Here is an 11,486-nt window from a genome sequence, read left to right as displayed (position 1 = left end):
TGCTCGCGATGGTCGTCAACGATAACCCTGGAAGCCTGATGCTCCGCGGCGTTCTCAGGTCTATCGCGAGCAGGCTCGCTCCTACAGTCTCAGCAGCTGAGTTATCGCTGAAATAAAAAAATGCCCCGAACCGAAAGGTCCGGGGCATTTTTTTGATCAGTGCAAAAACCTGTGGGAGCGAGCTTGCTCGCGATGGTCGTCAACGATAACCCTGGAAGCCTGATGCTCCGCGGCGTTCTCAGGTCTATCGCGAGCAGGCTCGCTCCTACAGTCTCAGCATTACTTCGCTTTTACACCTTCAAAGGTCACGTACATCTCAACCGCATCGGACGATGGGCCCAGGTCTTTCTGCTTGCCGAAGTCGGAACGCTTGAGGCTGAAAGTACCCTCGAAGCCTGCACGGTAGCCGCCCCATGGATCCTTGCCTTCACCCAGGAAAGTAGCCTTGACCACGATTGGTTTGGTTACACCGAGGATAGTCAGGTCGCCAGCTACATCGGCAGTGTCCTTGCCAGCGGCGTTTTTGCCGGTGGGTTTGACGCTGGTGGAAACGAACGTGGCTTTGCTGCCGTTCAGGAAGTCTTTGCTGGAGATGTGCTTGTCACGCTCGGCGTTGTTGGTGAAAACGCTGGCGGTGTTCACGTTGAACTCGATCTTGCTGTCTTCAGGCTTGGCAGCGTCGAAGCTGAACTTGCCGTCGATGTCCTTGAAAGTACCGGTGATGAAGCTGTAGCCCAGGTGGCTGATCTTGAAGTCAACGAAGGCGTGCTGGCCTTCTTTGTCGACCACATAGTCAGCGGCCATTACGTTACCGGCGGACAACAGGGCGGAACCGATTGCCAGAGCGGCCAGAGACTTTTTCAACATGCTTTGTTTTCCTTTGGAGTCGAGGTTGAACTTCAGGCTTTGCGACCCAGCATTCGCTTGAGGGTCACATCACGGTCGATAAAGTGGTGCTTCAATGCTGCCAACGCATGGAGGCCGGAAAAAATTACCAGCACCCACGCCAGGTAGAGGTGGATCACGCCAGCGGTATCTGCCTGGTCCGGCAGTCCGGATACCAGCGCAGGGACTTCAAACAAGCCAAACACCGGGATACCGACACCTTCTGCGGTGGAAATCAGGTAACCGGCAATCAACACGGCAAACAGACTGAGGTACAGAAAGCCATGGCCGAACCTGGCGCCGAGGCGCGTCATGCGGCTGTAGCTGGCCAGGGTTGGCGGCGGTGGACTGATGAAGCGCCACAGCACCCGCAGCAGCATCACACCCAGCAACACCAGGCCGATACTCTTGTGCAGGTCCGGCGCGTCTTTGCGCCAGGTGCTGTAGTAGTCGAGCCCGACCATCCACAGCCCAAGCGCGAACAGACCGAAGACCGCCAGTGCCACAACCCAGTGAATGACGATACTGACCCAGCCATAGCGGGAGGTAGAGTTACGTAGCTGCATTGCCTAGATCCTGTAAGTGCTGGCCCAAGACTATCGAGTTATCTATCGAATTAAAGCGGAAAAATTTGCTTTGAAATATCGAAAAATGCGATCAAGAGTCTGAAGCCTGCGAGTTAAGGAAAGATTAAAGGCGAAATTGTGAGAAAAAGTGAATACAAACCGGAGAACACCTGTATCAAAAGGTTTATTCGATTCTGGTCCCGGTTTTTCTCCAGGCAAAAAAAACGCGGCCCTTGAGCCGCGTTTTTTTCGCCTGAACGTTGCTGAGTCTTGGTGTCAGTGGCCCCACTGCTCTCCGGTTCAACATTTTTGACCGGTGCCGTCCTGGCAGGCTCCGCCCTCCCCGATCCAGACACCTGATGGCTGCCGCTTATCATTTAGCTCCGAATCTTTTGTGAGAAGCTTCTGATGCATCGCAGCAGCATGTAGGACCGCACAGCCAAACCGGATGGTTGATGTTTGATGGCAAAAAAAAGCGCGACCCTGGGGCCGCGCTTTTTTACACCTGAACGTTACTGAGCCTTGGTCACAGTGTCCGTTGCAGGTTTGGCCGCTGGCTTCTTCGCCGTCTCGGCTTTCTTAACCGGAGCCTTGGCCGGGGCCTTTTTCGTTTCGGTCTTGGCTGGGGCCTTGGCCGGTGCCTTCTTCGCAGGCTCGGTTTTCACCGGTGCCACAGGCTTCGGTGGTTCGACCGGTGCCGGTGCAGCAACCGGTGCTGGAGCAGGTGCCGGAGTTACCGGTGCTACCGGCTCAGGTGCCTTGACTGGTTCTGGTTTTTTCTCGTCATCCGAGCCGCCGAACAGGTTGCTGAAGAAATTGCCTTTCTTCGCCACCACCGCACCAGCGCCCGCCGCTGCGGCGGCCGGACCCACTTTCGCCGGTTCGAACGACTTGCCCGCCGCCAGGTCTTCAACCTGGCTGGCCGCACGCTGACCGGTGCGCAGCGCGCCTTCCAGGGTGCCCGGGTACAGGGTGTCGGTGTGTTCGCCAGCGAAGGCTACGCGCTGAATCGGGCGTTCCCACAGGCGCCAGAACTTGCTGATCTGGCCCGGGCCGAAGGCCAGGTAGGCACCGCCAGTCGACGGGTCGGTGCTGTAGCGACGGATTTCATAACCGGTGAACGAACCACGGGCCTGTGGATAAAAAGCGTGCAGGCGAATCAGTACCTGATCGGCCATCTGCTTGTCGCCGAATGCCTGCATGACGCGGGCGTTGTCGCCGGACAGGTTGATCACCACGTTGGCACCGCCCTTCAGGGCAGGCTCGACCCACAACATCCCCAGGCCGGTGTTGCTGTAGATCTCGCCGGACATACGCGCCTTGCTTTCCCACACCGGCGTCTTGAACTTGAGCATGATCTGGTCGCGCCAACCGTAGTTGGTGCCCTTGATCGCCGCCAGGTGCTGTGCGTCCAGCGCCGGGGTCATCTGGATCTTGTTCAGGGCGCGCAACGGCACAGCCAGCACCACGTAGTCGGCCTGGTAGCCGACGCTGCCGACCTTGACGGTGACGCCGTCCTTGTCCTGGCTGATGGCCGAGACCGGGGAAGCGGTCTTAATGGTTTTCAGCTGCTTGACGAAGGCCTGGGCCAGCACCGGGCTGCCACCAACCAGGCGCGAAGCACGCAGGTCACGATCGGAGACGCCACGGTAGACGCGACTCTGCTGCGCGAAGTACAGCAGCGACAAGCGCGAAGGTTCGTCGTAGCGGGTACGGATCTGCTGGTTGATCAACTGGCGGGCGGTGGCCGGCAGGTTCTGCTTGTCGAGCCAGCTCGACACGTTGATCTGATCCAGCGCGTGCAGGGTGTTGTTGGCGGCCGGGTTCAGCGGGTCGTCGATCGAGCGCGCCAGATCGTCCACGGTCTTGTCGAAACGCTTGAGCGCCTCGGCGGTGGCTGGCTGCTTGGTCGCCAGATCGGCGGCGGAGAAATACTCCCCATCGATCAGGTAGCTTGGGGTCCGCACGAATTCAGGGGCCGGCGTGGTGCTCAGCTTGAAGTTCGAGACGTACTTGTTCAGCACCGGCTGGGCCTTGTCATTGCCGATCCATTCGCTGGTGGCCATGCCGGAACGGCCGCCCAGGCTCGACTTGGCTTCCAGCAGGGTGACCTGCCAGCCCTTGTTCTGCAGCTCGTACGCGGCAGTCAGGCCCGACAGGCCGCCGCCGATCACGATCGCGGTTTTATCCTTGGCCAGCGCAGACACGCTGAACAGCCCCAACATCACCAGCGCACAGGCGCGCAGCCAACCGACAGACATTCAGCGAACTCCGGAATCACACGAGGAAAACAGTAGTTTTTGCGAGCCAGACGGCTCAAGAGCCGCGAAGGATACGTCAGCCTTCAGACGCCCGCCAGCAACGTCTATCGGCCTGTACAAAGTAGCTCATTCGACACAATGGGTTGTCCCCGCGGCACGCATTGCATAGGCTTGCGCGATTGTTTGTCCGCGCAGGTAACGGACCGCCTCCAGGAGAGTGAAAATGGGCCTGAATAATCAGTGGATGCAACGCGATCTCGCCGTGCTGTGGCATCCCTGCACCCAGATGAAAGATCACGAGCAACTGCCGCTGATCCCGATCAAGCGCGGGGAAGGCGTGTGGCTGGAAGACTTCGAAGGCAAACGCTACCTCGATGCGGTCAGCTCCTGGTGGGTCAATGTGTTCGGACACGCCAACCCGCGGATCAACCAGCGCATCAAGGACCAGGTCGACCAGCTCGAACATGTGATCCTGGCCGGCTTCAGTCATCAACCGGTGATCGAGTTGTCCGAGCGTCTGGTGAAGATGACGCCGGAAGGCCTGACCCGGTGCTTCTACGCCGATAACGGCTCGTCCTGCATCGAAGTCGCGCTGAAAATGAGCTTTCACTACTGGCTCAATCGCGGTCAGCCGAACAAGAAGCGCTTCGTCACCCTGACCAACAGCTACCACGGCGAAACCATGGCGGCGATGTCGGTGGGTGATGTGCCGCTGTTCACCGAGACCTACAAAGCGCTGTTGATGGACACCATCAAGGTGCCGAGCCCGGATTGCTACCTGCGCCCCGAAGGCATGAGCTGGGAAGAACACTCGCGCAACATGTTCGCCGCCATGGAGCAGACCCTCGCCGAAAACCACGACACGGTCGCGGCGGTGATCGTCGAGCCGCTGATCCAGGGCGCCGGTGGCATGCGCATGTACCACCCGGTGTACCTCAAATTGCTGCGAGAAGCCTGCGACCGCTACGGCGTGCACCTGATCCACGACGAAATCGCCGTCGGCTTCGGCCGCACAGGGACGATGTTCGCCTGCGAACAGGCTGGCATCCGCCCTGATTTCCTGTGCCTTTCCAAAGCCCTGACCGGCGGCTATCTGCCGCTGGCGGCGTGCATGACCACCGACGAGGTCTACAGCGCCTTCTACGACGACTACCCGACCCTGCGCGCCTTCCTGCACTCCCACAGCTACACCGGCAACCCGCTGGCGTGCGCGGCGGCCCTGGCGACCCTGGACATCTTCGAAGAAGACAACGTCATCGAGAACAACAAGGCCCTGGCGCAGCGCATGGCTACGTCGACGGCGCATCTGGTCGACCACCCGAACGTGTCCGAAGTGCGCCAGACAGGCATGGTGCTGGCCATCGAGATGGTCAAGGACAAGGCCAGCAAAGAGGCTTGGCCGTGGCAGGAACGTCGCGGCCTGAAGGTGTTTCAGCACGCCCTGGAGCGCGGTGCCTTACTGCGTCCATTGGGTAGCGTGGTGTATTTCCTGCCGCCGTATGTGATCACCCCGGAGCAGATCGACTTCCTTGCCGAAGTGGCCAGCGAAGGAATCGACATCGCGACCCGTGACAGCGTCAGCGTGGCGGTGCCGAAGGACTTCCACCCGGGGTTCCGTGATCCGGGCTGATGATGCGGTCAATGTGGGAGCGAGCTTGCTCGCGATAGCGGTCTTCCAGCCACCATCAATGGTGAATGTCAGATCGTCATCGCGAGCAAGCTCGCTCCCACAGAAGTCCCCACCGTTCCATGACCAACACCCTTTTTCAGAGACCCAGCATGAGACTGTCCCGCTTCTTCATCGACGCCCCCCTGAGCATCGGCGAGCACGAGTTGCCCGAAGCCCAGGCCCACTACATCAGCCGCGTGCTGCGCATGGCCGAGGGCGATGCGTTGCAGTTGTTCGACGGTTCGGGCCAGGAGTTTCGCGCCAGGCTGGTCGACGTCGGCAAAAAGCGCGTCGTGGTGCAGGTCGATGAATGCTTCGCCGGGCAGATCGAGTCGCCGCTGCAAATCCATCTCGGCCAGGGCCTGTCCCGGGGTGAACGCATGGACTGGGCGATCCAGAAAGCCACGGAACTGGGCGTCACTGAAATCACCCCGATCTTCACAGAGCGCTGCGAAGTCCGACTCAAGGACGAGCGCGCCGACAAACGCCTGCTGCACTGGCGCCAGGTGGCGATCAGCGCATGCGAACAGTGCGGGCGTTCAAGGGTGCCGGTGATTCATCCGCCGCTGTTGCTGACTGACTGGTTGAAGCAGACACAAGCCGAGTTGAAATTGGTGCTGCACCCGGTGGCCGAACCGTTGGTGAGCCACGCCAAACCTTCAAGTCTGGCATTCCTGATCGGCCCGGAGGGTGGTTTGTCCGATGCCGAAGTCGATCAGGCCAAGGCCGGCGGCTTCCACGCCGCCCGCCTCGGTCCACGGGTGCTGCGCACCGAAACCGCGCCGGTTGTTGCACTGGCGGTGGCCCAGCAACTCTGGGGTGATTTCTAGGCTACTGCACCGGATCACTCACCGGTTTGGCAATGATCGCCTTGAGTTCGCTGGTCATCGGGAACTCAAGGTTCAAACCCTTCGGCGGGATCGGCTGCTCGAACCAGCGTTTGTAGATGCCATTGATCTCGCCCGAGCTGTACAGATCCGCCAACGCGCCGTTGACCAGCGCCAGGAACTGCGGATCGTCCTTGCGCACCATGCAGCTGTAGATCTCCCGCGATTGCTCCTCCCCGACCACCACCCACTTGTGCGGGTCATTGGCCTTGGCGCGCTCACCGTAGAGCAGCGCGTCGTCCATGTAGAACGCCGCCGCCCGGCCCGACTGCAGCATCTGGAAGGCTTCGCCGTGGTCCTTGGCGCTGATCACGAACATGTCGATCTTGTGATCGACGTTGTAGCTTTTCAGGAAGCGCTCGTTGGTGGTGCCGGCGGTAGTCACCACGTTCTTGCCGCGCAGGTCAGCGAAGTTCTTGATCCCGCTGTCCTTCGCGGTCAGCAACTGGCCTTTGACATAGATGAAGCCATAGGAGAACGCCACCTGCTTCTGCCGTTCGGCGGTCACGCCGGTGGAGCCGCACTCCAGGTCCACGGTGCCGTTCTGCACCAGTGGAATGCGGGTCTGCGAGGTCACCAGGTTGTACTTCACCTTCAGGTCCGGCAGCGCCAGTTGCTGCTGGATGCGCTCGACGATCTTGCCCGCCAGATCCACCGAGTAACCCATCGGCTTGCCGCTGTGATCACCCACGTAGGAGAACGGCACCGAAGCATCGCGATAGCCCAGGGTGATGCTGTTGGCGCTGGCGATCTTGCTCAGGGTGCCGGTCAGTGGCGCTTCATTGGCCTGAACCTGACTGCCAAGCAACAGGCCAAGCGTACAAGCGAGCAACGTGATTTTTTGCATTGTTATTCTCCGTTGTGAGTGTTGGTTTATCAGACGCGTGCAGCGATGACGGTGATTTCCACCAGCACCTGCGGGCGGGCCAGTTCGGCCTGCACGGTGGTGCGGCTCGGTGCCTGCCCCGGCGATAGCCAGGCCGACCAGACCTCGTTCATCGCGGCGAAATCCTCTGTGATGTTCTTCAGGTAAATGGTCGCGCTGAGCAGATGATCCTTGTCGCTGCCCGCCTCCGCCAGCAAGGTATCGATTTTCGCCAGCACTTCGCGGGTCTGGCCGGTGGCATCCAGGGCATCGCCCGGCACCTGCCCGGAGAGAAACACCAGGTCGCCAAAGGTCACGGCGCCAGACAGGCGCGGGTTGCTGTGCAGTCGGGTAATGGTCATTGCAGTGTCCTTTTCAGAAATCAGTATTCAGGCGGCCCGGTGGCTGAAACCCTGAAGGTCAATGGAAGGCCGGCGCTCGCCGATCAGCTCGCTGAGCAAGCGCCCGCTGCCGCATGCTAGGGTGAAACCCAGCGCGCCGTGGCCGAGGTTGAGCCACAGGTTGCGATACGCCGTCGCGCCCAGTAGCGGCACGCCGCTGGGGGTGGCCGGGCGCATGCCGGCCCACTCGACGGCTTCGTCATAGGCGCCGGCATTTGGAAAGGTGTCATGGGCCTGACGCTTGATCAGCGCCAGACGCTTGGGGTCCAAAGCAGGGTCGAAGCCGACGATGTCGACCATCGCCGCCACTCGCAATTGCTTACCGATGCGGGCGTAGACGATCTTGCGGTCGTAGTCGGTGATGCTCACGTCCGGTGCCCGGTGACCGGCGCCGATCGGCACGGTCAGGCTGTAGCCCTTGAGCGGATAAAGCGGCAGTTGCAGCCCGGGTAGCGCCAATAACGGACTGCGGTGACCGGCGGCGATCACCAGTTGATCGACCGACAGCAATTGCCCGCCCAGTTCGATGGCGTTGACACTACCGTTGCTGTGGCGAATGCCGGTCACCGCTTGCCCGAGACGAAACTCGCAACGGCCGGATGCTTGCAGCCGCGCGGCCAGTTGCTGGCAGAAGCCGTGGCAGTCACCAACCTCTTCGTCCGGGGTGTAGATCGCCCCGACAAAGGGCGCATCGATCAGCGCCGGTTCCAGTTGCGCGCATTCGGCCGGCGACAACACTTGCTGTTGCTGCGGGTCGGCCAAGCCTTGGCGCGCATGCTCGAAGCTGCTGTTCTGGCGGAAAGTCACCAGTTTGCCATTTCGTCGCCACTGGAATCCCGCCAGTCCATCATCCTCGCGCCAGGACTTCAATGTGTCCTGGCTGAACAATGCCAGGCGCAGCAAGTGCGCGGCGTTCTCGCGGTTGACCGAGCGGCGGCAGGCGCCGAGGAACGACGCCATCCAGCGCCACTGGGCCGGGTCGAAGCGCGGGCGCAGCTTCAGCGGTGAGTCTCCGCGCAACATCCAGCCGATGGCTTGCAAAGGCACACCGGCGTCGGCCAGGGGCGCGACATAGCGATAGGACAACTGGCCGCCGTTGGCAAAGCTGGTTTCGCTGCCCAGCGAGTCCCGTGCCTCGACCACCGTCACCTCGAAGCCGTCGCGCACCAGCGCATAGGCCGTTGCCAGGCCAATCACGCCGCCACCGATGATGCACACACGCTGAGCCATGTCCGTCCTTAAAACCGTTGTGAAGACGACACCAAGGTTAGAGCCAGGTGACAGACGTTGAACAATGCATAAAGATGGCAAACCCATAAACAAAGGTTATGGACTTGCCATGCGCCTTCGCCATATCGAAATTTTCCAGGCCATCCGCCAGACCGGTTCAATCAGCGCCGCCGCGCAATTGCTGCATGTCTCGCAGCCGGCGGTGAGCAAGGTGTTGCAGCACGCCGAGCAGCAATTGGGCTTCCCGTTGTTCCTGCGGGTGCGCGGCAAGTTGCAGGCAACCCCGGAAGCGCTGGAGCTGGAGCGCGAAGTGGACAAGGTCAGCGAAAGCCTGCAAGGCGTACGACGCCTGGCGCAGAGCCTGCGCCGCGAACCTGGCCACAGCCTGCGCATCGGTGCCACCCCGGCGCTGGCCCTGTCATTGCTGCCACCGGCCATTCACGAATGGACCGGGCGTTACCCGGACATCGTTTGCGAACTCTCCAGCGCCCACAGTCGCGAACTGGTGCAGAACCTGTTGATGCGCGAAGTGGATGTCGCCCTGACCCTGCAACGCCCGGATCACCCGGGGCTCAAGGCCCAGGCGCTGGCGTCCGGCGTGCTGGTGGCGCTGGCGCCGAGTGGTTACTGGCCTCAGGAAGAGGTGGGTAAACCGTTGCCACTGATGGCGTTGGCGGATGCACCGCTGATCGGTTTATCCAGCGCCGATCCGCTGGCCGCGCGGCTCGACAGTTACCTGGAAGCGGTCGAACCCCCGCCCCGGGTACGCATCGCCGTGCAAACCTACTCACTGGCACGGGCGATGGTGGAATCTGGCGCGGGCCTGGCGGTGATCGATCCGTTCACCGCCCTTGGCGCCTCTCCCGCCACCACAACGATCCGCCCTCTGGCACCGCCGTTACCCATTACCCTGTACGCAGTGACCCGCGCCGCCGAACCACCGCCCCACACCTTGAACGATCTGTTGCAGGTATTCAGCCGGCGAGCCCGGGAGCAGTTGGATCGCCTGGTCCCGGTACAGCCTTAAAGGACATAAAACAAAATCGCCACAAAGTGCAGCAGGCTCCCGGCGATCACGAACAGATGCCAGATCCCGTGGGCATGGCGCAGGCGATGATCGAGGGCAAAAAAGATAATCCCCACGGTGTACAACACCCCGCCCGATGCCAGCCACGCAAACCCGGCGCCGCCCAGCGCCGCAAGCAGCGGCTTGACCGCCACCAGTACAATCCAGCCCATCACCGCATAAATCACGATCGACAGAATCCGCGCTTCCGAACGCGGCTTTATCTCTTGCAGGATGCCGATCAGCGCCAGTCCCCAGACAATCCCGAACAACGTCCAGCCCCACGGCCCGCGCAGGGTCACCAGACAGAACGGCGTGTAACTGCCGGCGATCAACAGGTAGATCGAAAAGTGATCGACCTTCTGCATGATCGCTTTCTTGCGCCCGCGCACGCTGTGGTACACGGTCGACGCGCTGTAAAGCACCATCAGGGTAAAGGCGTAGATCGCCATGCTGACAATCTTCCACGGACTGCCGTCGAGACTGGCCAGCACAATCAGCCACACCCCGCCGATAAACGCCGCCACGGCCCCGACAAGATGCGTCCAGGCGTTCAGTCTTTCCCCGTGATACATGCGTTGCTCACCTCGAAATTCGTTACCGCAGAGCGCAAGGCTCAGGCTTGAAGCGTAAAAGCGCAATGTTTCTGTACGACGGGCCCGGAGTAATTGGGCACAATCGAGTCATTCCAAAAAGAGTCCGCCCCATGCTGATCGATGAAGAGTTGACCCTGAAAAAACTCGAGGTGTTCCTGGCTTTCATGCGCACCGGCAACCTGGCGCGGGCCGCTGCCGAGTTGCAGACCAGTAACGTCAGCGTGCATCGGGCGATCCATTCCCTGGAAAGCGCCTTGCGCTGCCCCCTGTTCAAGCACGAAGGCCGCAGCCTGACGCCGCTGGAAAGCGCTTATGTGCTGGAAGAGCGGGCGCAGAAGCTGATTCAGGATGTCGTCGAAAGCGTGCGCCTGACCCGCGAAGCCGCCGGGTTCTCCGCCGAACGTTTCAAGCTGGGCTCGCTGTATTCACTGACGGTGAAGACCGTGCCGCAACTGATCATGGGTTTGAAGATCCGCCGCAGCGAGCTCAACATCGACCTGATTCTGGGCTCCAACATCGACCTGCTCTACAAGCTCAAGAACATGGAAGTCGATGCGGCCCTGGTGTCGCTGGACGACAGTGTCAACGACCCGGATTGCGAGCAGATCCCGCTGTTTTCCGACGACATCTTCCTCGCCACCCCCGCCGACTCGAAGTTTGCCCAGCGAACCGAAGTCGACCTGGCCGAGGTCCGCGACGAAACCTTCATCACCCTGACCCAGGGCTTCGCCACACATCAGGACGGCAAGCGGGTATTCGAGCAGGCAGGGTTCGAACCGAAGGTGGCGATGCAGGTCAACGACATCTTCACCCTGCTGAGCATGGTCAGTTCGGGCGTGGGTTATGCGTTGCTGCCGGGGCGGATTGCGGCGGTGTACGAGAACCGGGTGAAGCTGATCCCGTTGCAGGAAAAGTACCGGTTGCAGCAGCACATTGGCGTGGTGTTCCTGAAAGCCAAGGAGCGTGATCCGAATCTGCTGGCGTTGCTGGCGGAGTGTCGGATGTATGCCAATCGGCAGGCTTGAGACCTTATCGACCCCATCGCGAGCAAGCTCGCTCC

Annotated in this window: 11 protein-coding genes; 4 read left to right on the top strand and 7 right to left on the bottom strand. The window is 61.0% G+C overall.

Translation table 11 applies throughout. The annotated features are described in order from the left end of the window. Positions 1 to 279 precede the first annotated feature (279 nt). From ABIE16_RS20110 to ABIE16_RS20100, 3 genes are all read right to left on the bottom strand, one after another. Complete coding sequence (locus tag ABIE16_RS20110; protein WP_429521785.1) at positions 280 to 867, bottom strand: YceI family protein; 588 nt, start codon at positions 865 to 867, stop codon at positions 280 to 282. Positions 868 to 899: 32 nt separating this feature from the next. Next, positions 900 to 1,451: a cytochrome b gene (locus ABIE16_RS20105; protein ID WP_407516184.1), complete on the bottom strand. Its 552-nt coding sequence runs from the start codon at positions 1,449 to 1,451 to the stop codon at positions 900 to 902. A gap of 512 nt (positions 1,452 to 1,963) precedes the next feature. Next, positions 1,964 to 3,712 (bottom strand): flavin monoamine oxidase family protein, encoded by a 1,749-nt coding sequence (locus ABIE16_RS20100; RefSeq protein WP_429521784.1) that lies wholly within the window; start codon positions 3,710 to 3,712, stop codon positions 1,964 to 1,966. Positions 3,713 to 3,935: 223 nt separating this feature from the next. Here ABIE16_RS20100 and ABIE16_RS20095 point away from each other — a divergent pair, with 223 nt between their 5' ends. Then, positions 3,936 to 5,342 (top strand): adenosylmethionine--8-amino-7-oxononanoate transaminase, encoded by a 1,407-nt coding sequence (locus tag ABIE16_RS20095; protein WP_057712946.1) that lies wholly within the window; start codon positions 3,936 to 3,938, stop codon positions 5,340 to 5,342. A 149-nt stretch (positions 5,343 to 5,491) separates the two neighbouring features. Further along, the gene (locus ABIE16_RS20090; protein WP_090451906.1) at positions 5,492 to 6,211 is read left to right on the top strand and encodes a 16S rRNA (uracil(1498)-N(3))-methyltransferase; all 720 of its coding nucleotides are present in this window, start codon (positions 5,492 to 5,494) and stop codon (positions 6,209 to 6,211) included. A gap of 1 nt (position 6,212) precedes the next feature. Here the strand turns inward: ABIE16_RS20090 and ABIE16_RS20085 are convergent, their stop codons facing one another. Genes ABIE16_RS20085 through ABIE16_RS20075 form a run of 3 tightly spaced genes read right to left on the bottom strand, consistent with a single transcriptional unit; the run spans position 6,213 to position 8,764 of the window. Continuing rightward, the gene (locus tag ABIE16_RS20085) at positions 6,213 to 7,115 is read right to left on the bottom strand and encodes a transporter substrate-binding domain-containing protein (protein ID WP_090451909.1); all 903 of its coding nucleotides are present in this window, start codon (positions 7,113 to 7,115) and stop codon (positions 6,213 to 6,215) included. A gap of 29 nt (positions 7,116 to 7,144) precedes the next feature. Continuing rightward, positions 7,145 to 7,495, bottom strand: a complete 351-nt coding sequence (locus ABIE16_RS20080; protein WP_057712943.1) for a RidA family protein — start codon at positions 7,493 to 7,495, stop codon at positions 7,145 to 7,147. 27 nt (positions 7,496 to 7,522) lie between these two features. Further along, positions 7,523 to 8,764 (bottom strand): D-amino acid dehydrogenase, encoded by a 1,242-nt coding sequence (locus tag ABIE16_RS20075; RefSeq protein WP_154909917.1) that lies wholly within the window; start codon positions 8,762 to 8,764, stop codon positions 7,523 to 7,525. Between the two features lie 109 nt (positions 8,765 to 8,873). Between ABIE16_RS20075 and ABIE16_RS20070 the strand changes: the two genes are divergently transcribed. Then, positions 8,874 to 9,791: a LysR family transcriptional regulator gene (locus ABIE16_RS20070; RefSeq protein ID WP_429521783.1), complete on the top strand. Its 918-nt coding sequence runs from the start codon at positions 8,874 to 8,876 to the stop codon at positions 9,789 to 9,791. On the opposite strand, the gene trhA is transcribed toward ABIE16_RS20070, so the two are convergent. Then, positions 9,788 to 10,405 (bottom strand): PAQR family membrane homeostasis protein TrhA, encoded by a 618-nt coding sequence (gene trhA / locus ABIE16_RS20065; RefSeq protein WP_057712940.1) that lies wholly within the window; start codon positions 10,403 to 10,405, stop codon positions 9,788 to 9,790. The two genes, ABIE16_RS20070 and trhA, sit on opposite strands and share 4 nt — an antisense overlap. Before the next feature lie 131 nt (positions 10,406 to 10,536). On the opposite strand from trhA, the gene ABIE16_RS20060 reads away from it, so the two are divergent. Then, positions 10,537 to 11,451: a LysR family transcriptional regulator gene (locus ABIE16_RS20060; protein ID WP_057712939.1), complete on the top strand. Its 915-nt coding sequence runs from the start codon at positions 10,537 to 10,539 to the stop codon at positions 11,449 to 11,451. The last annotated feature ends 35 nt before the right edge of the window (positions 11,452 to 11,486 follow it).

This window comes from Pseudomonas sp. 2725, assembly GCF_050434585.1.
GTDB classification, from domain to species: domain Bacteria; phylum Pseudomonadota; class Gammaproteobacteria; order Pseudomonadales; family Pseudomonadaceae; genus Aquipseudomonas; species Aquipseudomonas jessenii.
The sequence above is the reverse complement of the archived record's forward strand: the minus strand, read 5'-3'. Positions and strand labels throughout refer to the sequence as shown.

Coding starts and splice junctions, on each gene's coding strand:
- ABIE16_RS20110 (WP_429521785.1), bottom strand. CDS start 867: ATGTTGAAAAAGTCTCTGGCCGCTCTGGCAATCGGTTCCGCCCTGTTG.
- ABIE16_RS20105 (WP_407516184.1), bottom strand. CDS start 1,451: ATGCAGCTACGTAACTCTACCTCCCGCTATGGCTGGGTCAGTATCGTC.
- ABIE16_RS20100 (WP_429521784.1), bottom strand. CDS start 3,712: ATGTCTGTCGGTTGGCTGCGCGCCTGTGCGCTGGTGATGTTGGGGCTG.
- ABIE16_RS20095 (WP_057712946.1), top strand. CDS start 3,936: ATGGGCCTGAATAATCAGTGGATGCAACGCGATCTCGCCGTGCTGTGG.
- ABIE16_RS20090 (WP_090451906.1), top strand. CDS start 5,492: ATGAGACTGTCCCGCTTCTTCATCGACGCCCCCCTGAGCATCGGCGAG.
- ABIE16_RS20085 (WP_090451909.1), bottom strand. CDS start 7,115: ATGCAAAAAATCACGTTGCTCGCTTGTACGCTTGGCCTGTTGCTTGGC.
- ABIE16_RS20080 (WP_057712943.1), bottom strand. CDS start 7,495: ATGACCATTACCCGACTGCACAGCAACCCGCGCCTGTCTGGCGCCGTG.
- ABIE16_RS20075 (WP_154909917.1), bottom strand. CDS start 8,764: ATGGCTCAGCGTGTGTGCATCATCGGTGGCGGCGTGATTGGCCTGGCA.
- ABIE16_RS20070 (WP_429521783.1), top strand. CDS start 8,874: ATGCGCCTTCGCCATATCGAAATTTTCCAGGCCATCCGCCAGACCGGT.
- trhA (WP_057712940.1), bottom strand. CDS start 10,405: ATGTATCACGGGGAAAGACTGAACGCCTGGACGCATCTTGTCGGGGCC.
- ABIE16_RS20060 (WP_057712939.1), top strand. CDS start 10,537: ATGCTGATCGATGAAGAGTTGACCCTGAAAAAACTCGAGGTGTTCCTG.